The 26679-nt window shown below is 71.8% G+C and carries 24 protein-coding genes and 1 riboswitch; of the genes, 7 read left to right on the top strand and 17 right to left on the bottom strand.

Features of this window, described 5'->3' with window-relative positions; translation table 11 throughout:
• The first annotated feature begins 13 nt into the window (after positions 1–13).
• Positions 14–757 carry a rhomboid family intramembrane serine protease gene (locus ACIBAI_RS08975; RefSeq protein WP_399032328.1) on the top strand — a complete coding sequence of 248 codons (744 nt, stop codon included), beginning with the start codon at positions 14–16 and terminating at the stop codon, positions 755–757.
• Positions 754–1035: an Lrp/AsnC family transcriptional regulator gene (locus ACIBAI_RS08970; protein WP_399032326.1), complete on the top strand. Its 282-nt coding sequence runs from the start codon at positions 754–756 to the stop codon at positions 1033–1035. Before ACIBAI_RS08975 ends, ACIBAI_RS08970 begins: the two co-directional genes overlap by 4 nt.
• Positions 1036–1101: 66 nt before the next feature.
• On the opposite strand, the gene ACIBAI_RS08965 is transcribed toward ACIBAI_RS08970, so the two are convergent.
• From ACIBAI_RS08965 to ACIBAI_RS08940, 6 genes are all read right to left on the bottom strand, one after another.
• The gene (locus ACIBAI_RS08965) at positions 1102–2478 is read right to left on the bottom strand and encodes an aminotransferase class V-fold PLP-dependent enzyme (RefSeq protein WP_399032324.1); all 1377 of its coding nucleotides are present in this window, start codon (positions 2476–2478) and stop codon (positions 1102–1104) included.
• Between the two features lie 165 nt (positions 2479–2643).
• Positions 2644–2760: riboswitch (SAM riboswitch) on the bottom strand.
• 109 nt (positions 2761–2869) lie between these two features.
• Complete coding sequence (gene trpD / locus ACIBAI_RS08960; RefSeq protein WP_399032886.1) at positions 2870–3934, bottom strand: anthranilate phosphoribosyltransferase; 1065 nt, start codon at positions 3932–3934, stop codon at positions 2870–2872.
• 123 nt (positions 3935–4057) lie between these two features.
• Entirely contained in the window at positions 4058–5695 is a 1638-nt protein-coding gene (locus ACIBAI_RS08955) for a cytochrome bc complex cytochrome b subunit (RefSeq protein WP_399032322.1), read from the bottom strand.
• The gene (locus tag ACIBAI_RS08950) at positions 5692–6747 is read right to left on the bottom strand and encodes a Rieske 2Fe-2S domain-containing protein (RefSeq protein ID WP_399032320.1); all 1056 of its coding nucleotides are present in this window, start codon (positions 6745–6747) and stop codon (positions 5692–5694) included. The genes ACIBAI_RS08955 and ACIBAI_RS08950 overlap by 4 nt, the downstream gene beginning before the upstream one ends.
• A complete protein-coding gene (locus tag ACIBAI_RS08945) occupies positions 6744–7553 on the bottom strand; it encodes a c-type cytochrome (protein WP_399032318.1) in 810 nt (269 codons plus the stop codon). Before ACIBAI_RS08945 ends, ACIBAI_RS08950 begins: the two co-directional genes overlap by 4 nt.
• Before the next feature lie 63 nt (positions 7554–7616).
• Entirely contained in the window at positions 7617–8237 is a 621-nt protein-coding gene (locus ACIBAI_RS08940) for a heme-copper oxidase subunit III (protein WP_344608606.1), read from the bottom strand.
• Between the two features lie 143 nt (positions 8238–8380).
• On the opposite strand from ACIBAI_RS08940, the gene ACIBAI_RS08935 reads away from it, so the two are divergent.
• Complete coding sequence (locus tag ACIBAI_RS08935) at positions 8381–8782, top strand: hypothetical protein (RefSeq protein WP_399032316.1); 402 nt, start codon at positions 8381–8383, stop codon at positions 8780–8782.
• Positions 8783–8809: 27 nt separating this feature from the next.
• Here the strand turns inward: ACIBAI_RS08935 and ACIBAI_RS08930 are convergent, their stop codons facing one another.
• The 4 genes from ACIBAI_RS08930 to coxB all read right to left on the bottom strand — a co-directional run bounded on the left by ACIBAI_RS08930 (position 8810) and on the right by coxB (position 13314).
• A complete protein-coding gene (locus tag ACIBAI_RS08930; protein WP_399032314.1) occupies positions 8810–10096 on the bottom strand; it encodes an Ig-like domain-containing protein in 1287 nt (428 codons plus the stop codon).
• 130 nt (positions 10097–10226) lie between these two features.
• Positions 10227–10625 carry a cytochrome c oxidase subunit 4 gene (locus tag ACIBAI_RS08925; protein WP_399032312.1) on the bottom strand — a complete coding sequence of 133 codons (399 nt, stop codon included), beginning with the start codon at positions 10623–10625 and terminating at the stop codon, positions 10227–10229.
• Positions 10622–12358 (bottom strand): cytochrome c oxidase subunit I, encoded by a 1737-nt coding sequence (gene ctaD / locus ACIBAI_RS08920; RefSeq protein WP_399032311.1) that lies wholly within the window; start codon positions 12356–12358, stop codon positions 10622–10624. Before ctaD ends, ACIBAI_RS08925 begins: the two co-directional genes overlap by 4 nt.
• Complete coding sequence (coxB, locus tag ACIBAI_RS08915) at positions 12355–13314, bottom strand: cytochrome c oxidase subunit II (protein WP_399032309.1); 960 nt, start codon at positions 13312–13314, stop codon at positions 12355–12357. Before coxB ends, ctaD begins: the two co-directional genes overlap by 4 nt.
• Positions 13315–13611: 297 nt before the next feature.
• Between coxB and ACIBAI_RS08910 the strand changes: the two genes are divergently transcribed.
• A complete protein-coding gene (locus ACIBAI_RS08910) occupies positions 13612–14988 on the top strand; it encodes a cysteine desulfurase/sulfurtransferase TusA family protein (RefSeq protein WP_399032307.1) in 1377 nt (458 codons plus the stop codon).
• Between the two features lies 1 nt (position 14989).
• Here ACIBAI_RS08910 and ACIBAI_RS08905 read toward each other — a convergent pair whose 3' ends face one another.
• Positions 14990–15964 carry a carbohydrate kinase family protein gene (locus ACIBAI_RS08905; RefSeq protein WP_344608593.1) on the bottom strand — a complete coding sequence of 325 codons (975 nt, stop codon included), beginning with the start codon at positions 15962–15964 and terminating at the stop codon, positions 14990–14992.
• 132 nt (positions 15965–16096) lie between these two features.
• Between ACIBAI_RS08905 and ACIBAI_RS08900 the strand changes: the two genes are divergently transcribed.
• Together ACIBAI_RS08900 and ACIBAI_RS08895 are read left to right on the top strand one after the other, a co-directional pair.
• Entirely contained in the window at positions 16097–16306 is a 210-nt protein-coding gene (locus ACIBAI_RS08900) for a hypothetical protein (protein ID WP_399032305.1), read from the top strand.
• Positions 16307–16456: 150 nt separating this feature from the next.
• Entirely contained in the window at positions 16457–18019 is a 1563-nt protein-coding gene (locus ACIBAI_RS08895; RefSeq protein ID WP_399032303.1) for a hypothetical protein, read from the top strand.
• Positions 18020–18117: 98 nt separating this feature from the next.
• Here ACIBAI_RS08895 and ACIBAI_RS08890 read toward each other — a convergent pair whose 3' ends face one another.
• Entirely contained in the window at positions 18118–18474 is a 357-nt protein-coding gene (locus ACIBAI_RS08890) for an iron-sulfur cluster assembly accessory protein (RefSeq protein ID WP_028422454.1), read from the bottom strand.
• 261 nt (positions 18475–18735) lie between these two features.
• Here ACIBAI_RS08890 and nadA point away from each other — a divergent pair, with 261 nt between their 5' ends.
• Complete coding sequence (gene nadA, locus ACIBAI_RS08885; protein ID WP_399032301.1) at positions 18736–19920, top strand: quinolinate synthase NadA; 1185 nt, start codon at positions 18736–18738, stop codon at positions 19918–19920.
• 64 nt (positions 19921–19984) lie between these two features.
• Here the strand turns inward: nadA and ACIBAI_RS08880 are convergent, their stop codons facing one another.
• The 5 genes from ACIBAI_RS08880 to ACIBAI_RS08860 all read right to left on the bottom strand — a co-directional run bounded on the left by ACIBAI_RS08880 (position 19985) and on the right by ACIBAI_RS08860 (position 26433).
• Complete coding sequence (locus ACIBAI_RS08880; RefSeq protein WP_399032300.1) at positions 19985–23089, bottom strand: efflux RND transporter permease subunit; 3105 nt, start codon at positions 23087–23089, stop codon at positions 19985–19987.
• A gap of 170 nt (positions 23090–23259) precedes the next feature.
• Positions 23260–23943: a response regulator gene (locus tag ACIBAI_RS08875; protein ID WP_399032298.1), complete on the bottom strand. Its 684-nt coding sequence runs from the start codon at positions 23941–23943 to the stop codon at positions 23260–23262.
• Between the two features lie 12 nt (positions 23944–23955).
• A complete protein-coding gene (locus ACIBAI_RS08870) occupies positions 23956–25161 on the bottom strand; it encodes a sensor histidine kinase (RefSeq protein ID WP_399032296.1) in 1206 nt (401 codons plus the stop codon).
• Between the two features lie 144 nt (positions 25162–25305).
• Complete coding sequence (locus ACIBAI_RS08865) at positions 25306–25587, bottom strand: hypothetical protein (protein ID WP_399032294.1); 282 nt, start codon at positions 25585–25587, stop codon at positions 25306–25308.
• A gap of 36 nt (positions 25588–25623) precedes the next feature.
• Positions 25624–26433: a PspA/IM30 family protein gene (locus ACIBAI_RS08860; protein WP_399032292.1), complete on the bottom strand. Its 810-nt coding sequence runs from the start codon at positions 26431–26433 to the stop codon at positions 25624–25626.
• Positions 26434–26679 lie beyond the last annotated feature (246 nt).

Below are 26679 nucleotides of genomic sequence, written 5' to 3'. Positions count from 1 at the left end.
ATGCTCTGTGGTCATGATCAGCAACTGGAGCGGTGCGGCCGGCAGGACGGTCAGAGCGGTCGCCGGCTCGTCGGCGCCGGTGACGTACGGACTGATCGCCCTGTGCTGCCTGGTCTTCCTGACGGGCCCGGCCGCGGGCCTGAACCCGGCGTACGGCTCCGGCGAGGAGCTGCTCGCCGCGCAGCGCGCCTACTTCCGGCGCTGGGGCGTGATCCCGGCGGACCTGTCCGAGGACCCCCTCCGCGCCGCCCTCACGCCCGCCACGGCCCTGTTCGTCCACGGCAGCTGGGTCCATCTGCTCGGCAACCTGCTCTTCCTCTACGTCTTCGGGGCGATGACCGAGGAGCGCATGGGCCGGGTCCGGTTCACCCTGTTCTACCTCGGCTGCGGCTACCTCGCCCTGCTCGGCTACGCGATCGACAACGCGGACTCCCGGCAGTCGCTGGTCGGCGCCTCCGGGGCGATCTCGGCCGTCCTCGGCGCGTTCCTGTACCTGTTCCCCCGGGCCCGGGTGACCAGTCTCCTGCCGTTCCTGTTCTTCCTGCCGCTGCGCTTCCCGGCGTGGATCGTGCTGCCCTTCTGGGCGGCGCTGCAGTGGCTGGCGGCGGGCCGGGCCGGCGCGGGCCCGGGGGTGGCCTACCTCGCCCACCTGGTGGGGTTCGGGCTGGGCTTCGTCTTCGCATGGGTGTGCTTCGGCCGTACGACTAGAGTGAACAGCGCCCCAGCGACGGCCCCCGAGGGAGAGAACCAGCCGTGATCACCGCGATCGTCCTCATCAAGACCAGCGTGGACCGGATCCCCGAGATCGCGGAGCGGATCGCCTCGCTGGAGAACGTCAGCGAGGTCTTCTCGGTCACCGGCACCTACGACCTGATCGCCATGGTCCGGGTGAGGGAGCACGAGGAGCTCGCGGAGGTCATCCCCGGCCGGATCAGCAAGATCCCGGGCGTGGAGGCGACGGACACGCACGTGGCGTTCCGCACGTACTCGCAGCACGACCTGGAGGCGGCGTTCGCGATCGGGCTGGACAGCTGACGCCGCCGTCGCCGGGCACGCCCCGCGGGTGATCCCGCCGGGCGCCCGGTCACCCGCCCACGGCGTTCAGGCGGGGGTGTCGGGCACGCACCGGCCGTCCTGCGTGCGGTAGTTCCACTTCGCGCCGTCCCGCACGAGTTCCCGCACGGCCCGCACGAACCGCTCCACGTGCTCGTCGGGCGTGCCCGCGCCGAAGCTGACCCGGACGGCGTCGAGGGGCGTCGCGCCGGGCGCCGCCCCGGGCCCGCCGCACTCGCCCCGGGTCCGCGGGTCGCTGCCGAGCAGGGTGCGCACCAGCGGGTGGGCGCAGAAGAGGCCGTCGCGGACGCCGATGCCGTACTCGGCGGACAGCGCGGCGGCGAAGTGGGAGCTGTTCCAGCCCTCGACGACGAAGGAGAGCACGCCGACGCGCGGGGCGTCGTCGCCGAAGAGGGAGAGGATCCCGACCTCCGGCACCTCGGCGAGCCCGTCCCGCACCTTCCTGATCAGGTGCTGCTCCCGGGCGACGAGGGTGTCGAACCCGGCCTCGGTCAGGGCCCGGCAGGCGGAGGCGACGGCGTGGGCGCCGATGACGTTGGGCGACCCGGCCTCGTGGCGGGCGGCGCTCTCGTGCCACTCCACGTCCACGCCCCCGTCGGCGCGCCGGGCGACCCGGCGGCTGGCGCCGCCGCCCGCGAGGTACGGCTCGGCCGCGCGCAGCCAGTCGGCGCGGCCGGCGAGCACGCCGGAGCCGAAGGGCGCGTACAGCTTGTGCCCGGAGAAGGCGACCCAGTCGACGTCGAGGTCCCGGACGGACACGGGGTGGTGGGGGGCCAGCTGGGCGGCGTCCAGCACGATCCGGGCGCCGTGCGCGTGGGCCGCGGCGGCCAGCTCGCGCACCGGCCACAGCTCGCCGGTGACGTTGGAGGCGCCGGTGACGCAGACCAGGGCGGGCCCGTGGGGTTCGCGGTCGGCGAGGGCCCGCTCCAGGGTCTGGACGGCCTGGCCCGGGGTGCGCGGGGCGTCGAGGTAGGTGACCCCGGCGTGCCGCCAGGGCAGCAGCGCGGCGTGGTGCTCGGTCTCGAAGACGAAGACCCGGCAGCCGGCGGGGAGCGCGCGGGCCAGCAGGTTGAGCGAGTCGGTGGTGGACCGGGTGAAGACCAGCTGGTCCGTCTCCCGGCAGCCGAGGAACTCGGCGACGGTCCTGCGGGCGTTCTCGAACAGGTCGGTGGACAGCTGCGAGAGGTACCCGGCGCCGCGGTGCACGCTGCCGTAGTACGGCGCGTAGGCGGCCACGTCGTCCCACACGCGCTGCAGGGCCGGGGCGCTGGCGGCGTAGTCGAGCGCGGCGTAGGCGACCTCGCCGCCGGTGACGAGCGGGACGGTGACGTCCCCGCCCAGGACGGGCAGCGGGGCGCGGACGGACCGGTCGGCGGCGGTGGCGGCAGCGGTGGAGACGGACATGGGTGTACTCCCGTGGAAGGCAGGCGGATCCGGCACGCGAGCGCGCACGGCTCAGGCGTGGGGAAGGCGGAAGAGGGTGTGCGGAGGCGGGGCTCTGCGGCCCTAACGCATTCGCTTGCTCACGGAAGGCTCCCTCGAACGACCAGGACCCCTGGTTTCGCGAGGGGTCCGCGCTTGCCGCAGACCTTGCTGCCTGCGGCCTGGTCCTCACCCGGGGCACCCCGCCACGGACGGAGGGTTGCCGGACAGCCGGCCGGGGCCTGATGGCTGTCGCTCATGACCTGTGCGGGAACGTATGCGAACCGGTCGCCGGTGCGCAACCGATGTCCGGATACCGGGACACGAGAAGGTGCCGGCGCTCCCGCGGAGCACCGGCACCGGGCGGAGCCGCTCACTTGTTGCTGGCGGCCACCCACCGTTCCAGCGTCCGCTTCGCCGCGCCCGAGTCGATGGACTCCGCCGCCTTCGCCATCCCGGCGCGGATCTGCTCGGTCAGCGGCGCCGCCGTCGGCTCCAGCGCCACCAGCGCCGCCGCGGAGTTCAGCAGGACGGCGTCCCGCACCGGCCCCGTCTCACCGTCCAGCAGCCGCCGCGCCACCTCGGCGTTGTAGGAGGCGTCGGCGCCCCGCAGCGCCTCCACCGGCACCAGGCCGACGCCGACGTCCCGCGGGTCGAAGGTCTCCTCGGTCACCTTGCCGTCGCGGACGACCCACACCCGGGAGGTGGCGGTGACCGTCAGCTCGTCGAGGCCGTCGTCGCCCCGGAACACCAGCGAGGAGTTGCCGCGCTCGGCGAAGACGCCCGCGACGATCGGCGCCATCCGCGGGTCGGCGACGCCCACCGCCTGGGCCTTCACCTGCGCCGGGTTGGTCAGCGGACCGAGGAAGTTGAACGTCGTCCGGATCCCCAGCTGGCCGCGTGCCGCGGCCACGTGGCGCAGCGCCGGGTGGAACTTCACCGCGAAGCAGAAGGTGATCCCGGCCTCCTCGGCGACCTCCGCCACCCGCCGCGGCGGCAGTTCCAGGTTGACGCCGAGCTTCTCCAGCACGTCGGAGGCCCCGGACGCCGAGGACGCGGCCCGGTTGCCGTGCTTGACGACCCTGGTGCCGGTGCCGGCGACGACGATCGCCGACATGGTGGAGATGTTGACCGTCTTCGCGCCGTCGCCGCCGGTGCCGACGATGTCGACGGTCCGCCCCGGCACCTCGATCACGTGGGCGTGCTCGTACATGGTCCGGACGAGACCGGAGATCTCCTCGACGGTCTCCCCCTTGGCCCGCAGCGCCACCGCGAACCCGGCGATCTGCGCGTCGGTCGCCTCCCCGCGCATGATCAGGTCCATGGCCCAGGCGGTGTCGTCGGACGACAGGTCCCGGCCGTCCAGCAGGCCGTTCAGCAGGGCGGGCCAGGTGCGGCCCGCCGCGGTGTCGCCTCCAGCGGGGGTCACAGCGCTCATCAGCCGCTCCTGGTCGTCGTACGCGTCGTTGGCGCCTCCCACCCTATCCACCCCCGGGCAGGGCGAAGGGCCCCGTCCGAACACCGGACGGGGCCCTTCGGCCGTGGCGTGGCGACGCAGTGATCAGTGGTGGCCGTGGCCGCTCGTGATCTCCTTGTACTCCTCGACGGTCGGCTTCGGAACCTGGGACTCCTCGCCGTAGTACGCCTTGCTGAGCTTGGCGCGCAGCCGGTCGGAGCCCGTCACCTTGCGCTGGACGCCGTTCTCGTCGACCGTCGGGCCGAGTTCGAGCGGCTTGTACTGCTCGTGCGCGGTGAGGGTGTGCAGCTGCTCCTGGCTGAGCGGCTCGTGCACCTCGATGAACTCGCCGTGCGGCAGCCGCTTGATGATGCCCGTCTCGCGGCCGTGCAGCACCTTCTCCTTGTCCCGGCGCTGCAGGCCGAGGCAGATCCGCTTGGTGATGACGAAGGCGATGACCGGGCCGACGAAGAACCCGATCCGGACGAACCAGGTGACCGCGTTGATCGACAGCTTGAAGTGGGTGGCGATGATGTCGTTGCCACCGCCGATCAGCATGATCATGTACGCGGTGACCCAGGCGACGCCCAGGGCGGTGCGGGTCGGGGCGTTGCGCGGCCGGTCCAGCAGGTGGTGCTCACGCTTGTCCCCGGTGATCCAGGCCTCGATGAACGGGTAGAGGGCCATCACGGCGAGGAACAGGCCGAAGAGCACCAGCGGGATGAAGACGCCCAGGGCCAGCGTGTGACCCCAGAAGTCGATCTCCCAGCCGGGCATGGCGCGGACCAGGCCCTCGGCGAAGCCCATGTACCAGTCGGGCTGGGCGCCCGTGGACACCTGGTCCGGACGGTACGGGCCCAGCACCCAGATCGGGTTGATGGACGCGATGCCGGCGAGGGCGGCGATGACGCCGAAGACCAGGAAGAAGAAGCCTCCGGCCTTCGCCATGTAGACCGGCAGCAGCGGCATGCCGACGACGTTGTTGTTGGTGCGTCCGGGACCCGCGAACTGCGTGTGCTTGTGGTAGAAGACCAGGATCAGGTGGGCCACCACGAGCCCGAGCATGATGCCCGGCAGCAGCAGGATGTGGATCGAGTAGAACCGGGCGACGAAGTCGTCGCCGGGGAACTCGCCGCCGAACAGGAACATCGAGATGTACGTGCCGACGATCGGCACGGACAGGATCGCGCCCTGGGTGAAGCGGACACCGGTGCCGGAGAGCAGGTCGTCCGGGAGCGAGTAGCCGGTGAAACCGGTGAACATGCCGAGGACGAGCAGCAGGAAGCCGAACAGCCAGTTGACCTCGCGCGGCTTGCGGAACGCGCCGGTGAAGAAGACGCGCATCATGTGCACGAACATGCCGGCGAGGAAGATGACCGCGGCCCAGTGGTGGATCTGCCGGATCAGCAGACCGCCGCGCACGTCGAAGCTGATGTCCAGCGTCGACTTGTAGGCCTCGCTCATCAGCTGGCCCTGCATGGGCACGTAGGAGCCGTGGTACTCCACCTCGTTCATCGACGGGTGGAAGAACAGCGTCAGGTACACACCCGTGAGGATGATGATGATGAAGGTGTAGAGGCAGACCTCGCCCAGCATGAAGGACCAGTGGTCCGGGAAGATCTTGCGCATGTTGGCCTTGGCCAGGGAGTAGATCCCCAGCCGGCCGTCGGCCCAGTCGGCGAGGCGCTCGCCGGCCGGTGCCTTCCCGCGAGAGCGGGACTCGTTGGGGGCTGTAGTGCTCATCCGCGCTCCCAGTAAGCAGGACCGACGGGCTCTTCGAAGTCGCCGAGCGCTTCGAGGTAGCCCTCGTCGTTCACGCCGATGCGCAGCTGCGGCAGCGGGTGACCGGCGGGGCCGAAGATGACCCGGGCTCCGTCGGCGAGGTCGAAGGTGGACTGGTGGCAGGGGCACAGCACGTGGTGCGTCTGCTGCTCGTACAGGGAGATCGGGCAGCCGACGTGGGTGCAGATCTTCGAGTACGCGACGATGCCCTCGTGCGACCACTCGAGCTCGCGCTTGTCCTTGATGTCCTCCGGCTGGATCCGGACGATCATCAGGGCGGCCTTGGCGATCTCGTTCTGGAACCCGTGGTCGTGCTCCTCCAGGCCCTCGGGCTTGGCGAAGGTGAGCGAGCCGACGGCGACGTCGGAGGGGCGCAGCGGCTCGTTCGTGTTCATGTTGACGAGCAGCTTGCCCTTGGACCACAGGGTGTGGCGCAGCTTCTCCCCGGGCAGCGGGCCGAGGTCGCGCAGCAGCACGACGCCGGAGAGCGGCACCAGCGTGAGCGCGCCGAGCATGGTGTTGCGGATCAGCTTGCGCCGGCCCAGCTGGGACTCCTTGGCGCCCTGCCGGAAGTCGGCGTGGACCTTGGCGCGGACCTGCTCGTCCGCCTCGACCGGGTGGCGGTCGTCGGCGAATTCCGCGTCGGACATCAGCGTGCGGGCCCAGTGGACCGCGCCCACGCCGATGGTGAACAGGGCGATGCCGAGCGTCAGACCGAGCGCGAAGTTCAGCGCGCTGATGTGGCCCAGCGGGAAGATGTGGACCGTCTTCTCGACCGGGATCGCCACGAACGAGGCGATGAAGCCGATGGTGGCCAGCATCGACACCGTGAACAGCAGGGCGACGGTGCGCTCGGACCGCTTGGCGGCCCGCTCGTCGACGTCCTGGATCCGGTGCTCGTGGGGCGGCAGGCCCGGGTCGGCGAACGGGTGCTTCTCGTCCGCGACGCCTACCGCGCTCTGGGTGGTGCCCTGCGCGGGCAGGTTCTCTTCGGGAATGTCTTGGCTACTCATGACTTCTTGGCCTTTGCGGTCCGAGCGGCAACCCACACGGCGACGGCGACCAGGGTGCCGAGACCGAAGATCCAGCCGAACAGACCCTCGGCCACGGGGCCGATGCCGCCCAGCTCGAGGCCGCCGTAGCTCGCGCTCTCTTCGCCGTTGACCGCGTTCAGGTACGCGATGATGTCCTTCTTGTTCTGCTCGGTCAGCGTGGTGTCGGGGAAGGAGGGCATGTTCTGCGGGCCGGTCTGCATGGCCTCGTAGATGTGCTTCTCGGAGACGCCCTCCAGGCTCGGCGCGTACTTGCCGTGGGTCAGCGCACCGCCCTTACCGGTGAAATTGTGACACTGCGCGCAGTTGGTGCGGAAGAGGTCACCGCCCTTGGCGATGTCCGCCCCCTCGGGGCTGTACTGCTCCTCCGTCGGGATGGCCGGGCCGGCGCCGAGCGAGGCGATGTACGCCGCCAGCTGGTCGATCTGGGCCTGGGAGTAGATGCTCGGCTTGTCCGGGACCTGCGCGCCCGGCTGCTGGGCCGGCATACGGCCGGTGCCCACCTGGAAGTCGACGGCCGCGGCGCCCACGCCCACCAGGCTCGGACCGTCGGAGGTGCCCTGACCACCGGTGCCGTGGCAGCTGGCGCAGCCCACGGTGTAGAGCTTCTTGCCCTCCTCGATGGTGAGGGACTGGGCGGTTTCGTCGGCCTGCGCCTTGCTCGCGGGTGCGAACGCGGCGTACAGCCCCCCGGTGCATGCCAGCGCGAGGAGTAGGACGACGAGCGCCGCCAGCGGATGGCGTCGTCGTGCGGAGAGCTTTTTCACGGATTACCCCGGTGTCAGGATTTTCTGCGTCGATGCTTCTGGGATGTCGCGGGAGGCCGCGACTTACTTGATCATGTAGATCGTGGCGAAGAGGCCGATCCAGACCACATCGACGAAGTGCCAGTAGTAGGACACGACGATGGCGGCGGTCGCCTGCTCGTGGGTGAACCTCCGGGCCGCGTAGGTCCGGCCGAGGACCAGCAGGAAGGCGATGAGACCGCCCGTCACGTGCAGGCCGTGGAAGCCGGTGGTCAGGTAGAAGACCGAGCCGTACGGGTCGGACGAGAGCGACAGGCCCTCGTGCTTGACCAGCTCGGTGTACTCGAAGACCTGGCCGCCGATGAAGATCGCACCCATGATGAAGGTGACGATGAACCACATCCGGAGCTTCTTCACGTCACCGCGCTCGGCGGCGAACACGCCGAGCTGGCAGGTGAGGGAGGAGAGCACCAGGATCGTGGTGTTGGTCGCCGAGAACGGGAAGTTCAGGGCGTCGGCCTTCTCCGACCAGAAGTCGGGCCCGGTCACCGAGCGCAGGGTGAAGTACATCGCGAAGAGGGCCGCGAAGAACATCAGCTCGGAACTCAGCCAGATGATGGTTCCGACGCTGGTGAGGTTCGGCCGATTGACCGACGGGTGCGCGTGCCCGGTTTCTACTGTCGTTGCTGTCGCCACGACCGACATTATGTCGGTCGCTTATCCCGCCCTCACTCCGGGGGTGCCGTTCGGAGTGTCTTGCCGGTTCGCACCGCTGTTGACGTGGTGCCCGAGGGAGTAGCATCCGCCCATCGGGCCTGTCCTTACGACGCTGACGTCACGGAGGAACCATGCAGCCGACCGCCACGGTGCTGGTCTACAGCGACGACTCCAACACCCGCGAGCAGGTGCGGCTGGCCACCGGCCGGCGGCCGGCGCCCGACGCCCCCGCGGTGGAGTTCGTGGAGTGCGCGACGCCCCAGGCGGTGCTGCGGGAGCTGGGCAGGGGCGGGGTCGACGTCTGCGTCCTGGACGGCGAGGCCGTGCCCATGGGGGGCATGGGGATGTGCCGGCAGATCAAGGACGAGGTGTTCGACTGCCCGCCGGTGCTGCTGCTGATCGGGCGGCCGCAGGACGCGTGGCTGGCGACCTGGAGCCGGGCGGACGCCGCGGTGACGCTGCCGGTGGAGCCGGTGGAGTTCGCGGCGGCGCTCGCCTCCCTGCTGCGGGAGAAGCGGCTGCAGCGCGTCTGAGGTCTGCCGCCGGGCCGGTCCGGGCTCTCACCGGCTCTGGGGTCTCAGCCCGGCGCGGCCGGCCGGGGCCGGGCCGTCGGGGTCGCCGGTGGTGAGGGCGCTGCCCTGGCGCCACTTCCGCCAGGGCAGGTTCCAGTCGCCGAAGCCGTTGCCGAAGGGCGTCATCGTCTCGCCCCGGGAGTTGACGACCTTGACGACGTCACCCTCGCGGACGTTCTCGAAGAACCATTTGGCGTTCTCGGTGCTCATGCCGGTGCAGCCGTGGCTGACGTTGGCGGAGCCCTGGGAGCCCTCGGACCAGGGGGCGGCGTGCAGGTACTCGCCGCTCCAGGTGACGCGGGTGGCGAAGTGGACGGGCAGGTCGTAGGACTCGGCCGAGTCCTCGGCGATGCCGAGGGTGCTGCTGCGCATCCGCACGAAGCGTTCCTTGCCGAGGACGACCTTGATGCCGTTGCGGGTCTCGAAGCCGGGTTTGCCGGTGGTGACGGGGATGGTCCGGACCTCCTTCCCGTTCTTGTAAACCTTCATCCAGTGGGCGGCGGCGTCCGTGAGGGCCTCGACCCGGTCGCCCGTGCTGAACTCCAGGGGTTCGGCCGTGCCGCCCCACAGCCGGTCGCCGACCTTGATGCCGGCCAGGTTGCTGCGCACCCGGACGGTGGCGTGGGCGGGCCAGTACTCCTTGGGGCGGTAGTGGAGCTCCCTGTCGTTCACCCAGTGCCAGGCGCCCTGCACGGCGGGCGTGGAGTCGACCTTGAGGGCGCGTTCGACGACGGCGCGCTGGGCCCGGTCCCGGACCGGCCGGTTCAGTTCGGCCGTGACGGGCCGGCCGACACCGTACGTGCCCTTCCCGGGTCCGAGGTCGACGTTCAGGCGCTTCTTGGTCAGGGGCCTGCCGGTGTCGAAGGTGATGACCTTGCGGCCGGGCGCCCCGTCCTGGTCCTCGGTGCTCACCCGGACCGTGTAGCGGGCGCCGGCGGCCAGTGGTGAGGTGCTGTGCCAGCGGCTGCCGTCGGCGGCGAGTTCGCCCGCGACGTACCGGCCTGTGGCGTCGTGGACGGTGACGTCCGTGATGCGCCCGTCGGGGTCCTTGGCGACGACTTCCAGGGGCTGGTCCGGATCGGCCTTCTTCCCGGGGCCGAGGGAACCGCTGAAGGAGATCCGGTCGGTCGCGTCGTACGGTTCGGCCGCCAGCGGATGGCCGCTGTCGCAGGAGGTGGCGCCCGCGCCGAGGGCGATCACCAGCAGGGTGCAGCCGACGGCGGCGGGGGTGCGCGGGCCGGCTGCGGCACCCCGGGAATCAGCGGTGTGGCTCATGACCTCACGCTAGGGAGCTTCCCGGGCGGCGGCGCGGTGGGGAAGCCGAGCGGGGGATCCGCGGTGCGGCACGAGCAGGGGCCCGGACGCTCCTGACGGAGTGTCCGGGCCCCGATGCGCTCGGCGCGGGTCACTGGGTGCGGTTCTCACCGCGGTAGTACTCGAAGACCCAGCCCCAGAGGGCGATCAGCATCAGCGGTGCCGAGAAGTACATCAGCCACCAGCCGACCGCGACCGCCAGGAAGGCGAACGCGCCGCCGACCGCCAGGAAGAGCGGCTGCCAGCTGTGCGGGCTGAAGAACCCGATCTCGCCGGCGTCGTCCGCGACGTCCGCTTCCTTGTCGTCCTGGGCGCCCACGTCGACCCGCTTGGCCGTGAAGCCGAGGTAGAAGCCGATCATGATGGCCAGGCCGAACGCCAGGAAGAGGGCCGTGGTGCCGGCCGGCTCCTTCGACCACCAGCCATAGACGATCGCCATGACGAGGATGAAGACGCTCAGCCACATGAACATCTTGCCCTGGATCTTCACTTGCCGGCCTCCTTGCCGCCAGCGAGGGCCTTGTCGCCGTGGCCGACGTTCTCGAGCTGGTCGAGAGCGGCGATCTCCGGGTGGTGCAGGTCGAACGCCGGGGATTCACTGCGGATCCGCGGCAGGGTGAGGAAGTTGTGCCGCGGCGGCGGGCAGGAGGTGGCCCACTCCAGCGAGCGGCCGTAGCCCCACGGGTCGTCCACGCCGACCGGCTTGCCGTACTTGGCCGTCTTCCACACGTTGTAGAAGAACGGCAGGATCGACATGCCGAGCAGGAACGAGGCGATCGTCGAGATCGTGTTCAGGGCGGTGAAGCCGTCGGCCGCCAGGTAGTCGGCGTACCGGCGCGGCATGCCCTCGGCGCCCAGCCAGTGCTGGACCAGGAAGGTGCCGTGGAAGCCGATGAACAGCGTCCAGAAGGTGATCTTGCCGAGGCGCTCGTCGAGCAGCTTGCCGGTGAACTTCGGCCACCAGAAGTGGAAGCCGGCGAACATCGCGAAGACGACCGTGCCGAAGACGACGTAGTGGAAGTGGGCCACCACGAAGTACGAGTCGGAGATGTGGAAGTCCATCGGCGGCGAGGCCAGGATGACGCCGGTCAGACCACCGAAGGTGAAGGTGATGAGGAAGCCCATCGCCCACAGCATCGGCGTCTCGAAGGACAGCGAGCCCTTCCACATGGTGCCGATCCAGTTGAAGAACTTCACACCGGTCGGGACGGCGATCAGGAACGTCATGAAGGAGAAGAACGGCAGCAGCACACCGCCGGTGACGTACATGTGGTGCGCCCACACCGTCACGGACAGACCCGCGATCGCGATCGTCGCGCCGACCAGTCCCATGTAGCCGAACATCGGCTTGCGGGAGAAGACCGGGATCACCTCGGAGATGATGCCGAAGAACGGCAGCGCGATGATGTAGACCTCGGGGTGGCCGAAGAACCAGAACAGGTGCTGCCACAGCAGCGCGCCGCCGTTGGCCGAGTCGAAGACGTGGGCGCCGAACTTGCGGTCCGCCTCCAGCGCGAACAGCGCCGCCGCCAGCACGGGGAAGGCCAGCAGGACCAGGACACCGGTCAGCAGCACGTTCCAGGTGAAGATCGGCATGCGGAACATGGTCATGCCCGGCGCGCGCATGCAGATGATCGTGGTGATGAAGTTGACCGAGCCGAGGATCGTGCCGAAGCCGGAGAAGGCCAGGCCCATGATCCACAGGTCACCGCCCAGACCCGGCGAGTGCACCGCGTCCGACAGCGGGGCGTAGGCGAACCAGCCGAAGTCGGCCGCGCCCTGCGGGGTGAGGAAACCGCCCACGGCGATGAGCGAGCCGAACAGGTACAGCCAGTAGGCGAACATGTTCAGCCGGGGGAAGGCCACGTCCGGCGCGCCGATCTGCAGCGGCATGATCCAGTTGGCGAAACCGGCGAACAGCGGCGTCGCGAACATCAGCAGCATGATCGTGCCGTGCATCGTGAACGCCTGGTTGAACTGCTCGTTCGACATGATCTGCAGGCCCGGCCGGGCCAGCTCGGCGCGCATGAACAGCGCCATGACGCCGCCGATGCAGAAGAACGCGAACGACGTGACCAGATACAGCGTGCCGATCGTCTTGTGGTCCGTGGTCGTCAGCCACTTGATCACGACGCTGCCGCGCTTCTGGCGCCGGACCGGCAGCTCGTCCTCATAGTGGGACCCTGCTGCCGCGGCACCCTGGGGTTCGTTGAGGATGCTCACAGGATGTTCGACTCCCGGTTCTTCTCGGGACCCGCCTGCTCGATGCCGGCGGGAACGTAACCGGTCTGCCCCTTCTTCACGAGGTCCTTGAGGTGCTGCTCGTAGCGCTCGGGGGAGACGACCTTCACGTTGAACAGCATCCGGGAGTGGTCGACGCCGCAGAGCTCGGCGCACTTGCCCTTGAAGGTGCCCTCCCGGTTGGGGGTCACCTCGAAGGCGTTGGTCTGGCCCGGGATGACGTCCTGCTTCATCAGGAACGGCACCACCCAGAAGGAGTGGATGACGTCACGCGAGGTCAGGACGAAGCGGACCCGCTTGCCCTCGGGCAGCCACAGGGTCGGGCCCGGGTTGCCCGTCTGCGGGTTGCGCGTGGAGGGGATGCCGCAGTCGTGGACGCCGCCGGCGTTCGCCGGGAAGGCCTCCTTGTAGCGGTCGGGGACCGCGTCCAGTTCCTTGGCGGTCTTGGCGTCACCGGAGGAACCGTCGACGCTCTCGACGTAGTTGAAGCACCAGCTCCACTGGAAACCGACCACGTTGACCGTGACGTCGGGCTTCTTCTCCAGCTTGAGAAGCTCGGACTCGTCGCGGGCGGTGAAGTAGAAGAGCACCGAGACGATGATGAGCGGGACGACCGTGTACAGCGCCTCGATGGGCATGTTGTACCGGGTCTGCGGGGGGATTTCGACCTTGGTGCGGCTGCGCCGGTGGAAGAAAGCACTCCACAGGATCAGGCCCCACACCAGCACGCCGACGGCGAGCGCGGCAGCCCAGGAACCCTGCCACAGGGAGAGGATCCGCGGAGCCTCTTCCGTGGTGGGGGTGGGCATGCCAAGGCGGGGGAAGTCCTCCCATGTGCAACCGGTGGCGGTCGCCAGGACCAGGCCCGCGGTCAGTGCCTGCAGCAGCTTCCGCCGCATCGGGCGCCGCGGCGAGCGGTCGGAGCCGTTGGGACTCACGTAGCGCCTTCCCGAGAGTCTCGCCCGCGCGCATCGGCTGCGGCCTTCTCGCTGGTCGGTCGCCGCCCTGCGTCGGGCAGGGGTTTGGATGTTTATGCGGACCAAACCCTAGCCGACGCCCTCCGGGGGGTCGCGGGGAGGGTGCCCATACGCGCCGCGGGTCACTCCGAGGGGCGCTTGCCGGCTCGGGGCCCCGACTCGCGCGGCGGGCACGGGTGGTGCGGGCGCGGCGCGCCCGCGCGGCGCGGTCGCGCACCGGTGCTGTCCCGCGCCCCCTCGGGCGCTTAGCGTTGCGGTGTGCCCTACTTCGATGCCGCCTCCGCCGCTCCGCTCCATCCCGTCGCCCGTCAGGCCCTGTTGGCCTCCCTCGACGAGGGGTGGGCCGATCCCGCCCGGTTGTACCGGGAGGGCCGCCGGGCCCGTCTGCTGCTGGACGCCGCGCGCGAGACGGCCGCGGAGCTGGTCGGGTGCCGGCCGGACGAGTTGGTGTTCACCTCCTCCGGCACGCGGGCGGTGCACTCCGGCATCGCGGGGGCGCTGGCCGGACGGCGGCGCGCCGGGCGTCACCTGATCGTGTCAGCGGTCGAACACTCCTCGGTGCTGCACGCGGCCGAGGTGCACGAGGCCGACGGCGGGCCGGTCACCCGGGTGGCGGTGGACCGTACGGGTGCGGTGGCGCCGGAGGCGTACGCGGCCGCCCTGCGCCCGGACACCGCGCTGGCCTGTCTGCAGTCGGCCAACCACGAGGTGGGCACGGAGCAGCCGGTGGCCGAGGTGGCCGAGGCGTGCCGTGCGGCGGGGGTGCCGCTGCTGGTGGACGCGGCGCAGTCGCTGGGGTGGGGGCGGGTCGGGGGCGACTGGTCGCTGCTCGCGGCCAGCGCCCACAAGTGGGGCGGGCCGTCGGGGGTCGGGCTGCTCGTCGTGCGCAAGGGGGTGCGGTTCGCGCCGCAAGGACCGGCGGACGAGCGGGAGTCGGGGCGGGCTGCCGGGTTCGAGAACATCCCGGCGATCGTCGCCGCGGCGGCCTCGCTGCGGGCGGTGCGGGCCGAGGCGGCGGAAGAGGCGGCGCGGCTGCGGGAGCTGACGGAGCGGATCCGGGCGCGGGTGCCCGAGCTGGTGCCGGACGTGGAGGTGGTGGGCGACCCGGTGCGCCGGCTGCCCGGCGTCGTCACCTTCTCCTGCCTCTACGTCGACGGGGAGGCGCTGCTGCACGAGCTGGACCGTGCCGGTTTCTCCGTTTCGTCCGGTTCGTCGTGTACGAGCAGCACGCTGACGCCCAGCCATGTGCTGAAGGCGATGGGGGTGCTGAGCGAGGGCAACGTGCGGGTGTCGCTGCCGCCGGGGACGCCGGCCGAGGACGTGGAGCGGTTCCTGGCGGCGCTGCCGGACGCGGTGGCGGGGGTCCGGGAGAAGCTCGGGGCGCCGGCGCCGGCGGCGGTCGTGCACGAGGGCGCGCTCGTCGTCGACGCGGTCGGCAAGCTCTGCCCGGTCCCGGTGATCGAGCTGGCGAAGGTGATCGGGGACGTCCCGGTGGGCGGGACCGTCCGGGTGCTCGCGGACGACGAGGCGGCGCGGCTGGACATCCCGGCGTGGTGCGCGATGCGCGGGCAGGAGTACGTCGGCGAGGAGCCGGCGGACCGCGGCTGCGCGTTCGTGGTCCGCCGGCTCTCCTGACTCAGGCCAGGTGCTCCTGCACCTCGGCGGCGGCCTCGTGGCCGTAGGCCTTGGTGAAGCGCTCCATGAAGTGGGCCCGGCGCAGCTGGTACTCCTGGGTGCCGACCGTCTCGATGACCAGCGTGGCGAGCATGCAGCCGACCTGGGCGGCCCGCTCCAGGGACACGCCCCAGACGAGGCCGGAGAGGAAACCGGCGCGGAAGGCGTCGCCGACGCCGGTGGGGTCGGCCTTGCGCTCCTCCTCCGGGCAGCCGACCTCGACCGGGTCCGCGCCGGCCCGCTCGATGCGCACGCCGCGCGCGCCGAGCGTGGTCACGCGGTGGCCGACCCGGGAGAGGATCTCGGCGTCGCTCCAGCCGGTCTTGGACTCGATGAGGCCCTTCTCGTACTCGTTGGAGAACAGGTACGTCGCCCCGTCGAGCAGGATCCGGATCTCCTCGCCGTCCATGCGGGCGATCTGCTGGGAGAAGTCGGCGGCGAACGGGATGTTCCGGGAGCGGCACTCCTCGGTGTGCCGGAGCATCGCCTCCGGGTCGTCCGCGCCGATGAGGACCAGGTCGAGGCCGCCGACGCGGTCGGCGACGGTCTGCAGCTCGATCAGGCGGGCCTCGCTCATGGCGCCCGTGTAGAAGGAGCCGATCTGGTTGTGGTCGGCGTCGGTCGTGCAGACGAAGCGGGCGGTGTGCAGGGTCTCGGAGATGCGGACGGAGTCGGTGTCGACCCCGTTGCGGTCCAGCCAGGCCCGGTACTCGTCGAAGTCGGAGCCCGCCGCGCCCACCAGGATCGGCCGGGTGCCGAGCTGGCCCATGCCGAAGGCGATGTTCGCGCCGACGCCGCCCCGGCGCACGTCGAGCTGGTCGACCAGGAAGGAGAGCGAGACCGTGTGCAGCTGGTCCGCGACGAGCTGGTCGGCGAAGCGGCCGGGGAAGGTCATGAGGTGGTCGGTGGCGATGGAGCCGGTGACTGCGATGCGCACGACGTGGACTCTCTCCTGAGGGAGGCGGTGTGACAGTTCACGCTACCCGGTGGGCGGACGCCCGCTGAAGCGGGGAAAACTACCCGATAGTAGATCTTTCTTCGCAGGATCGGGCATGCCTACGGTGCCGCTATGACGAATCCGAAGGCTCCCGCGTACGCCCCGGCCGACCCCGACGGCGACCTGGCGTCGCTGCGCGGCGACTGCGCCCGGATGGTGCCGCACTGGGCGGCCCCCGAGCGGACGCCCCCCGCCCCGGTCTCCCCCGCGCGCCTCCACGGAGTGACGGTGCCGCCGGCGTCGGCGCGGCTGCTGGACGCGATGTCGGACTACGGCGACTGAGCGGACGCCGCCCCGGCGGGGAACCGGGCGCTCCTCCGCTGCGTCCCATCGCCGTCCCCCGTGGAGGGACGCGGAACACGACCCGCCGGCAGCCCGTGCGCGAAGCGGGCGGGTCGTACGGGACAGTCGCGCAGCCGAAGGAGCGATGCGGTGAACACCGAGCGACCCGACCACGACGACGCCCCGGCTGAGCCGGGCGCCGGCGGCTCCGCCGAGGAACAGGGCGTCCGGGCGGAGCCGGGAACCGCGGGCGCCGGCACGCCCGGCGCGAAGAGCGGCGCCGGCCGCGCCGGCGGTGCGCGGGAGGGCGGGCGGCCGGCCCGGCGGCGCTCCCCGCTGGTCGCCGTCTGCGCCGCCGCCGTCCTGCTCGTCGGGGGCGGCGGGGCGTACCTGGCGGCGAACGTCGCCGGCGGCGCGGCGCCCGGGGCGTCCGGCGGCGGCGCTCCCCCGCCGCTCGCCCTCGACGGCCCCGCACCGGGCGGCACGAACGGCGTCGCGCCCGGTGAGCCCGACCCCTACGGCGTCGTCCACCGGGCCGCGGGCGCGCTCCCCCGGGGCCCCGGCTCGGCGCCCGTGTACCGGCCGGCCGGACAGGTCGCCGCGGAGGAGGTGGCGCGGCTGGCGAAGGCCCTCGGCGTGCCGGGGACACCGGTGGCACGGGGCCGGGACTGGACGGTCGGGGCGGTGAAGGACGGGTCGGGGCCGGTTCTGCGGGTGGCGCGGCAGGCGCCCGGGGCGTGGACGTTCCACCGGTACGCGCCGGGCACCGACGACTGCCGGGGCGCCACCGCGTGCGCGCGGAAGTCCGGCGGCCCGGTGGGCGAGGAGACCGCGCGGAAGGCCGCCGCGCCCGTGCTGAAGGCGGTGGGCCAGGACGACGCGAAGGCCGACGCGCGTCAGGTCATGGGCGCCCGGCGGGTGGTGAACGCCGACCCCGTGGTCGGCGGGCTGCCCACCCACGGCTGGACGACCGGGGTGGTCGTCGGCGCGACGGGCGAGGTGGTCGGCGGCAGCGGTCTGCTGAAGGCGCCGGTGAAGGGGGACACGTACCCCGTCCTGGACGCGGAGCGGACGCTGGAGCTGATGAACGCGGCGCCGGCGGCCGACCCGCGCGCGGGCGTCGGCGGCTGCGCCAGTCCCGCGCCGCTGGCGGACGGGGCGCAGGAGCCCTGCGGTCCGTCCGCGGCGGCCCCGGAGCGGGAGACGGCCGTGGTCGAGCGGGCCGTCTTCGGCCTGGCCTCGCACTCCGTCGGCGCGCGGCAGACGCTGGTGCCGTCCTGGCTGTTCGAGGTGCGGGCGCCGGGCTCGCGGGACACCGTCACGGTGGCGCATCCGGCGGTCGACCCGGAGTACCTGACCTCCGCCGCGCCGTCCGACGGCACGCCGTCCGGGGGGCCGGCCGAGACGCCGGCCCCCCGGGACGTCCGGGTCGAGGGCTACACCGCCGAGGGCAGGGAGCTGACCGTGACCTTCACGGGCGGGGTGTGCGCCGACTACGCGGCGGAGGCGGCCGAGAGCGCCGGCGAGGTGACGGTCACGGTGACCGAGACCCCGCATCCGGACCGGGCCTGCATCCTGATCGCCCGGCAGTACGAGCGGACCGTGCGGCTGGACGAGCCGCTCGGCGACCGTGCGGTCGTGGGCTCGGACGGCAGCCGGGTGCCGGTGCGGAAGCCGGGGGCGCGGCTGCCGGCGCCGTCCGGGACGCGCTAGCGCGGGCTCCCCGCGTCCCGGGGACCGGAGGAGCGCGAAGGCGGCGGCCCCGCCGGAGGGGACCGCCGCCTTCCCGTCACGCGTTCGCCGGGCGCGGCTCAGCTGAAGGAGTCGCCGCAGGCGCAGGAGCCCGTCGCGTTCGGGTTGTCGATCGTGAAGCCCTGCTTCTCGATCGTGTCCACGAAGTCGATGGTGGCGCCGCCCAGGTACGGAGCGCTCATCCGGTCGGTGACGACCTTCACGCCGCCGAAGTCCTTCTCCACGTCGCCGTCGAGGGAACGCTCGTCGAAGAAGAGCTGGTAGCGCAGGCCGGAGCAGCCACCGGGCTGGACGGCGACGCGCAGGGCGAGGTCGTCACGGCCTTCCTGGTCGAGCAGGGCCTTGACCTTGGCCGCGGCGGCGTCGGTCAGGATGATGCCGTCGGTGACGGTGGTGGTCTCGTCCGATACGGACATCTACATCTCTCCCGGGTTGTACGGAGACTGCTTGCCGACGGTTGCAACCGGCGGCGCCGCGGATTCATTCCGGGCGAGCCCGACTTTCTCCTCGGCTTGTGTCCTTCATGCTCGCACATGCCCCGGTGCGCGGACAGCGGTCCGGACGGCGGACCGCCGCCGGGATTCACGTCACACCGACGCGATGGGCATCGTCAAACTGACATGAACCGGTTATGATAGATAGCGTCAATTCGACGAAAAGTAGAAAGGGTGCGTGTCGTGACCACCGCCCAAGCCCAGGAGCTCGACGTCCAGCCGACGCCCCTCGCCCTGCTGCTCCTCGGCCGCGAGGCCGACCCGAGGAGCGAGCGCGGTGTGGAGTGTCCCGGCGACCTGCCCTCGCCGTCCGACCCGGACCTGGTGGAGCGCGCCCGCAGGGCCAAGGAGAGGCTCGGGGACAAGGTCTTCGTGCTCGGCCACCACTACCAGCGCGACGAGGTCATCCAGTTCGCCGACGTCACGGGAGACTCCTTCAAGCTGGCGCGGGACGCGGCCGCGCGCCCCGAGGCCGAGTACATCGTGTTCTGCGGTGTGCACTTCATGGCCGAGTCCGCCGACATCCTGACCTCCGACGACCAGAAGGTCGTCCTGCCGGACCTGGCCGCCGGCTGCTCGATGGCCGACATGGCCACGGCCGAGCAGGTCGCCGAGTGCTGGGACGTGCTGACCGAGGCCGGCGTCGCCGAGCAGGTCGTGCCGGTGTCGTACATGAACTCCTCGGCGGACATCAAGGCGTTCACGGGCAAGCACGGCGGGACGATCTGCACCTCGTCGAACGCCCGGCGGGCCCTGGAGTGGGCCTTCCAGCAGGGCGAGAAGGTCCTGTTCCTGCCCGACCAGCACCTCGGCCGGAACACGGCGGTGCGGGACATGGGCATGTCGCTGGAGGACTGCGTCGTCTACAACCCGCACAAGCCGAACGGCGGGCTGACCGCGGACGAGCTGCGCGCCGCGAAGATGATCCTGTGGCGCGGCCACTGCTCGGTGCACGGCCGCTTCAGCCTGGACTCGGTCGACGAGGTGCGCGCGCGCATCCCGGGCGTGAACGTCCTCGTCCACCCCGAGTGCCGGCACGAGGTCGTGGCGGCGGCCGATCACGTCGGTTCGACGGAGTACATCATCAAGACCCTGGAGGCCGCGCCGGCCGGCTCCAAGTGGGCCGTCGGCACGGAGCTGAACCTGGTCCGCCGGCTGGCGAACCGGTTCGCGCCCGAGGGCAAGGAGATCGTGTTCCTGGACCGGACGGTGTGCTTCTGCTCCACGATGAACCGCATCGACCTGCCGCACCTGGTGTGGGCCCTGGAGTCCCTCGCCGACGGCAAGCTCGTCAACCGCATCGAGGTCGACGAGGAGACCGAGGCGTTCGCGAAGCTGGCGCTGGAGCGGATGCTGGCGCTGCCGTAGGACGCGCGGACGTGCGTGAGGGCCGGGTCCCGTCGCGGGACCCGGCCCTCACGCCGTCACACCGTCACGCCCCGGCCGGCTCCAGGGGCCGGTCCGCCTCGGCCTGCCGCTTCCCCGCCCGCTTCGCCGCCCGGCGCTCCTTGCGGAGCTCCAGCATCGCGTACAGCGTCGGGACCAGGAGCAGGGTCAGCAGGGTCGAGGTGACCAGGCCGCCGATCACGACCACCGCCAGCGGCTGGGCGATGAAGCCGCCCTCGCCGGTGATGCCCAGGGCCATCGGCAGCAGGGCGAAGATCGTCGCCAGGGCCGTCATCAGGATGGGCCGCAGCCGGTGGCGGCCGCCCTCCACCACGGCCTCCACCACGCCGTAGCCCTGCGCGCGGTACTGGTTGATCAGGTCGATCAGCACGATCGCGTTGGTCACCACGATGCCGATCAGCATCAGCATGCCGATCATCGCGGGCACGCCCATCGGGGTGCCCGTCACCACCAGCAGGCCGATCGCGCCGGTCGCCGCGAACGGGACCGACACCAGCAGGATCAGCGGCTGGGCCAGCGAGCGGAAGGTGCCCACCAGCAGCATGAAGACGATCGCGACGGCCGCCAGCATCGCCAGGCCCAGGTTGGCGAACGCCTCGTCCTGGTCCTCGGACACGCCGCCGATCTCCGCCGTCGCGCCGGCCGGCAGCTCCAGCGCGTCGATCCCGGCCTGGAGGTCGGCGCTCACCGCACCCGTGTTGTCGCCCGTCGGCCTGGCCGTGATGGTGGCCGCGCGCTGGCCGTCGATCCGGGTCATCGACACCGGGCCGTCCACCAGCTTCACCGTGGCGATGTCGCCGAGCCTGACCCCGCCCAGGTTCAGCGCCTTCAGCTGCCGCAGCGTCTCGGCCGGCTTCGCCGACCTGACGACGACGTCGCGCTCGGTGTCGTCCAGGACCGCCTTGGCCGCGGTGGTGCCGCGGACGGCCTGGGCGACGGCCGCGCCGAGGGTCTGGTCGTCGAAGCCCGCCGCCGCGGCCTTCGCGTTGGCCTCGACCGAGACGCGCGGCACGCTCTGCGCCAGGTCGCTGGTGACGTCGGTGACGTCGTCCAGCGAGGCCACCGTCTTGCGGACCTCCTCCGCGGCCTCGCGCAGCACGTCCCCGTCGGCCGCCTTCACCACCACGCTCAGGTCCTGGCTGCCGAAGCCGTCACCGGCCGCGATGGTGGTGGTGCCGATGCCCTCCAGCTCGTCCAGGCCCTTCTGGAGGCGGTCCCGGACGTCCTGGGAGGACGCCGAGTCCTCCAGCATCACCTGGTAGGAGGCCTGGTTGGTGTCCGTGCCGCCGCCGAAGGCCGCGAGGAAGCCGGACGAGCCGACCGTCACCTGGTAGTCCTCGACGCCCTCGGTGCCGGCGAGCAGCTTCTCGACCCTCCTCGCCTGGGCGTCGGTGGCGGCCAGGCTGGTGCCGGGCTTCAGCTCCTGCCGGACGGTGAGGACCTCCTGCTCGCCCTGGTCGAAGAAGTTGGTCTTCAGCAGCGGCGCCATGCCGAAGGTGCCGATGAGGACGACGACCGCGATGGCCACGCTGGTCAGCCGGCGCCGGGTCGCGAACCGCAGGACGGGGACGTAGATCCGCTGGAGCCGGCTCCTCGCCTCCTTCTCCTCCGCCAGCCGGCGCGCCTCCTCGGCGTCCCGCGGGGTGCCCTTCGGGGCGCGCAGGAACCAGTACGACAGGACCGGGACGACCGTCAGCGACACCAGCAGGGACGCCAGCAGCGCGGCCGTGACGGTCAGGCTGAACGAGCCGAACAGCTCGCCCACCATGCCGCCGACCAGGCCGATCGGCAGGAACACCGCGACCGTGGTGAGCGTCGAGGAGGTCACCGCGCCCGCGACCTCGCGGACCGCCCTGAGGATGGCCTCCCGGCGTTCCTCGCCGTAGCCGAGGTGCCGCTTGATGTTCTCCAGCACCACGATCGAGTCGTCGACGACCCGGCCGATCGCGATGGTCAGCGCGCCGAGGGTCAGCATGTTCAGCGACAGGTCGCGCGTCCACAGCACGATCAGGGCCAGGACCACGGAGAGCGGGATGCTCACCGCCGTGACCAGGGTCGAGCGGATCGAGGCCAGGAAGACCAGGATCACCAGGACGGCGAAGACCAGTCCGAGCGCGCCCTCCGTGGTCAGGCCCTCGATGGACTTCGACACCGCCGGGCCCTGGTCGCTGACGACGGTGAGGGTGGCGCCGGCGCCGAGGTCCTCGCGCAGGTCCGGGAGCATGTCCCGGACCGCGTCCGAGATCGCGACCGCGCTGCCGTCGTGGTCCATGGTGACCGTGACGGCGAGGCTGGGCCTGCCGTTGGTGCGGGTGAGGGAGTCGGCGCGGGCCTGTTCCTCCTCGACCTCGGCGACGTCGCCGAGGCGCACCGGCCTGCCCTTGCCGGCCTCCCCCTTGACCATCAGGTCCTCGATCTGCTTCAGCGAGGTGAAGCCGCCGCCGACCTGGACGGTGCGGTTGGCGCCGTCCTCGTCGAAGGAGCCGGCCGGCACGGTCGCGCCGCCCGCCTGCAGGGCCTGGACGAGGGACTGCGTGGTCAGGCCCGCCCGGGCGAGACCGGCCTCGTCCGGGGTGACGGTGACCTCGGTGTCCCGTACGCCGTCGACCGTGACCTGTCCGACGCCCTCGATCTCCTCCAGGGCGGGGACGACGGTCCGGTCGAGCTGGTCGGCCAGGGCCTGCTGGTCGCGCTGGGAGGTGACGGCGAGGACCACGGTGGGGATGTCGTCCGTCGACCCCGCGACGACCTGCGGGTCCACCTCGTCCGGGAGCTGGGCGCGGGCCCGGTTGACGGCCTGCTGGACGTCCGCGACGAGCTGCTGGGTGCCGTTGCCGTAGTCGAAGGACGCCATGATCACGGCGTTGCCCTCGCTGGCCGTGGAGGTGACGCCCGAGATGCCGTCGACGGCCTCCAGGCTGTCCTCGACGGGCTCGACGACCTGCTTCTCGACGACGTCGGGAGAGGCGCCCGGGTAGGACGCGATCACCGACACCATCGGCAGTTCGATGGTGGGCAGCAGTTGCTGCTTCAGCTGCGGGATCGCGATCGCCCCGAAGACGAGCGCGATGATCGAAATCAGCCCTACGAGGGCCCGTTGCGCGAGGCTGAATCTGGACAGCCAGGACATGGGTTGGGTGTCTCTCTCCTGTGAACGGCGGACGTGCGGACGGTCGAGGGGCGGAGCGCAGGCGAGCGCCCGCCCCTACACCATGGGCCATGGGGGACCGCCGATTCGTAGGTCCGAGGTCCATTTCCCGGTGCGGCGCGTACTCCCGCCGCAGTACGCCCGGGCAGGGCTCACTCCACCCTCGGACGTACCAGCCCGGACTCGTAGGCGATGACCACCAGCTGTGCCCGGTCCCGGGCGCCCAGCTTGCCCATGGCCCGGTTGACGTGCGTCTTCACCGTGAGCGGGCTGACCTCCAGCCGCTCGGCGATCTCGTCGTTGGAGTGTCCGCCGGCGACCTGCACCAGCACCTCGCGCTCCCGCCCGGTCAGCGAGGCGAGCCGCTCGGCGCGGGCGGGGTCGCGGCCGTCGCCGGCCGGTCCCTCCTGGGCGAGGAAGCGGGCGATCAGGCCCTTGGTCGCGGCCGGGGACAGCAGCGCCTCGCCGCCGGCCGCGACCCGGATGGCGTTGAGCAGCTCCTCCGGCTCGGAGCCCTTGCCGAGGAAGCCGGAGGCACCGGCGCGCAGCGACTGCACGACGTAGTCGTCGACCTCGAAGGTCGTCAGGATGACCACGCGGACGTGGGCCAGGGCGGGGTCGGCGCCGATCATGCGGGTGGCGGCGAGTCCGTCCGTGCCGGGCATCCGGATGTCCATCAGCACGACGTCGGCCCGCCGCTCCCCGGCCAGCCGCACCGCCTCCGCGCCGTCGGAGGCCTCGCCCACCACCTCCATGTCGGGCTCGGAGTCGACGAGCACCCGGAAGGCGCTGCGCAGGAGCGCCTGGTCGTCGGCGAGCAGGACACGGATCGTCATACGGGGTCCTCTTCAGGCACGGGTGCGGGTCTCGACCGGCAGGATGGCATGGACGCGGAAGCCGCCTCCGTAGCGGGGACCGGTGGTGAGGGTGCCGCGCAGGGCGCTGACGCGCTCCCGCATGCCGAGCAGTCCGTGCCCGCCGCCGGAGCCGGGGGCGTCGCCCCGGCCGGGGCCGTCGTCGACCACGGTGACCTCGATGTCCGGCCCGACGCGGACGACGCTGACCTCGGCCCTGGCCCCGGGCCCGGCGTGCTTCTGCACGTTGGTCAGGGCCTCCTGGACGACGCGGTAGGCGGCCAGGTCGACGGCGGCGGGCAGGTCGCCGCCCCCGTCGGCGCGGGCGACCTCGACGTGCAGGCCGGCGCTGCGGAAGGTGCCGACGAGCTCGTCGAGGCGGTCCAGGCCGGGGGCGGGTTCGGTCGGGGCCTCGGGGTCGCCGGACTGGCGGAGCAGGCCGACGGTGGCGCGCAGCTCGTTCAGCGCGGAGCGGCCGGCCTCCCGTACGTGGGCGAGGGCCTCCTTGGCCTGGTCGGGCCGCTTGTCCAGGACGTGCGCGGCGACCCCGGCCTGGACGTTGACCAGGGCGATGTGATGGGCGACGACGTCGTGCAGGTCGCGGGCGATGCGCAGGCGTTCCTCGGCGACCCGGCGGCGGGCCTCCTCCTCGCGGGTGCGCTCGGCGCGCTCGGCGCGCTCGCGGATGGCGTGGACGAAGGCGCGGCGGCTGCGGACGGCGTCGCCGGCGGTGGCGCCGATGCCGGTCCAGGCGAGGATGCCGAGGTTCTCCTGGGCGTACCAGGGCAGGGGGCCGGCGAGCATGGCGGCGCCGGTCAGCACGGTCGTGGTGAGCAGGCCGGCGCGCCAGGTGGTGGAGCGGTCGGTGGCGGAGGCGACGGTGTAGAGGGCGATGACCGCGGACATGGCGACGGGGGCGCGGGGGTCGCCGGTGACGCACTCGACGAGGGAGACGCCGCCGGTGAGGGCGAGGACCGTCCGGGGGGCACGGCGGCGGAGGACGAGCGCGGCGGCGCCGAGGGCCATGAGGACCAGGCTGAGCGGGTCGGGGCTGCGGACGACCCAGGTGGCGCCGTCCGGTCCGTGCGGGTCGACGAACGAGCCGGCCACCATGCACGCCAGGACACCGGCCGCCAGGGCCGCGTCCAGCGCCGCGGGGTGCGACCGCAGTCGGCACCGGGCGCGTTCGAGGGTGCTCACGGCTGTTTACGGTAGCGGGGCCGGCCACCGCCGGGAACGGCACCGGGGCACCGCCCCGGGGCACGCGCGGCTCGCCCCGCGCCGGCCCGGGGCCGCGCGGACGGCGCCGTGAGCCGCCCCCTCCCTCCCGGCGCCCCGGGCCGCTCACGCCTCCGGGATCAGGCCGCCGTCGCTCAGCAGCTCCCGGACCTCCTCCAGGGTGGCGTCCGCGGCGGGCAGGATCAGGTCCGAGGGTTCCAGGGAGTCGTCCGGCAGGGGGTCGCCCAGGGCACGGACCCTGGACAGCAGGGCCGTGAGGGTGCGGCGGAAGCCGGGGCCGTCGCCGTTCTCCATCTCGGCCAGGAGTTCGTCGTCCAGCTTGTTCAGCTCGGCGAGGTGGCCGTCGGCCAGCCTCACCTGTCCCTCCCCCATGATCCGTACGATCATGTCGCCCTCCTCGGCGTGGGCCCCGGCGGAAGACGGCTACTGCTTGTCGAAGCGCGGGGTGTCCTGCGGCTGCTGCTGGGACTGCGGCTGCTGCTGCGGCCGGCTCGTGCCGCCTTCGATGGCCTGCTGCCCGTCGGCCGTGCCTCCGGCCAGCTCCGCCTTCATGCGCTGCAGTTCCAGCTCTACATCCGTACCACCGGAGAGCCGGTCCAGCTCGGCCTGGATGTCGTCCTTGTGCATGCCGGAGGGGTCGTCCAGGGCGCCGGAGGCGAGGAGTTCGTCGATCGCGCCGGCCCGCGCCTGGAGCTGGGCCGTCTTGTCCTCGGCGCGCTGGATCGCCAGGCCCACGTCGCCCATCTCCTCGGAGATGCCCGAGAAGGCCTCGCCGATCCGGGTCTGCGCCTGGGCCGCGGTGTAGGTGGCCTTGATGGTCTCCTTCTTCGTGCGGAAGGCGTCGACCTTGGCCTGGAGCCGCTGGGCCGCCAGGGTGAGCTTCTCCTCCTCGCCCTGGAGCGTGGCGTGCTGCGTCTCCAGGTCGGTCACCTGCTGCTGGAGCGCGGCGCGGCGGGAGAGCGCCTCGCGGGCGAGGTCCTCCCGGCCCAGGGCGAGCGCCTTGCGGCCCTGGTCCTCCAGCTTGGAGGACTGCTGCTGCAGCTGGTTCAGCTGGAGTTCCAGGCGCTTGCGCGAGGTGGCCACGTCCGCGACGCCGCGGCGGACCTTCTGGAGCAGTTCCAGCTGCTTCTGGTACGAGTAATCGAGGGTCTCGCGCGGGTCCTCAGCCCGGTCAAGGGCCTTGTTCGCCTTCGCGCGGAAGATCATCCCCATACGCTTCATGACACCGCTCATGGGCTTCGCGCGCCCCCTTCTGACGGACTCCAGCTCCAGCGACTGCGACAGAACCCACAGTACGGGCCCTGCTTCCATTACCGCACTGTTCGGGGACGGATGCGCTCATCCCCGAGGACGACTGCGTGACCTCCTGCTCCGGCGTAGGGAGTAGGTGATCCCCGGGGCCGCCCGGACGTGTGTCCGCAGGTGTACCCGGGACGTACGCATCGTCCCCTCTGTCCCTTTACCGACGACCGGCGTTGC

The sequence above is a fragment of the Streptomyces sp. NPDC051041 genome (genome assembly GCF_044456065.1).
GTDB lineage: Bacteria > Actinomycetota > Actinomycetes > Streptomycetales > Streptomycetaceae > Streptomyces > Streptomyces glaucus.
Note: the sequence above shows the minus strand (reverse complement) of the source record. Positions and strands in the feature narration are given on the sequence as shown.

Coding starts and splice junctions, on each gene's coding strand:
- ACIBAI_RS08975 (WP_399032328.1), top strand. CDS start 14: ATGATCAGCAACTGGAGCGGTGCGGCCGGCAGGACGGTCAGAGCGGTC.
- ACIBAI_RS08965 (WP_399032324.1), bottom strand. CDS start 2,478: ATGTCCGTCTCCACCGCTGCCGCCACCGCCGCCGACCGGTCCGTCCGC.
- trpD (WP_399032886.1), bottom strand. CDS start 3,934: ATGAGCGCTGTGACCCCCGCTGGAGGCGACACCGCGGCGGGCCGCACC.
- ACIBAI_RS08955 (WP_399032322.1), bottom strand. CDS start 5,695: ATGAGCACTACAGCCCCCAACGAGTCCCGCTCTCGCGGGAAGGCACCG.
- ACIBAI_RS08950 (WP_399032320.1), bottom strand. CDS start 6,747: ATGAGTAGCCAAGACATTCCCGAAGAGAACCTGCCCGCGCAGGGCACC.
- ACIBAI_RS08940 (WP_344608606.1), bottom strand. CDS start 8,237: ATGTCGGTCGTGGCGACAGCAACGACAGTAGAAACCGGGCACGCGCAC.
- ACIBAI_RS08935 (WP_399032316.1), top strand. CDS start 8,381: ATGCAGCCGACCGCCACGGTGCTGGTCTACAGCGACGACTCCAACACC.
- ACIBAI_RS08930 (WP_399032314.1), bottom strand. CDS start 10,096: ATGAGCCACACCGCTGATTCCCGGGGTGCCGCAGCCGGCCCGCGCACC.
- ACIBAI_RS08900 (WP_399032305.1), top strand. CDS start 16,097: ATGACGAATCCGAAGGCTCCCGCGTACGCCCCGGCCGACCCCGACGGC.
- ACIBAI_RS08890 (WP_028422454.1), bottom strand. CDS start 18,474: ATGTCCGTATCGGACGAGACCACCACCGTCACCGACGGCATCATCCTG.
- ACIBAI_RS08880 (WP_399032300.1), bottom strand. CDS start 23,089: ATGTCCTGGCTGTCCAGATTCAGCCTCGCGCAACGGGCCCTCGTAGGG.
- ACIBAI_RS08875 (WP_399032298.1), bottom strand. CDS start 23,943: ATGACGATCCGTGTCCTGCTCGCCGACGACCAGGCGCTCCTGCGCAGC.
- ACIBAI_RS08865 (WP_399032294.1), bottom strand. CDS start 25,587: ATGATCGTACGGATCATGGGGGAGGGACAGGTGAGGCTGGCCGACGGC.
- ACIBAI_RS08860 (WP_399032292.1), bottom strand. CDS start 26,433: ATGAGCGGTGTCATGAAGCGTATGGGGATGATCTTCCGCGCGAAGGCG.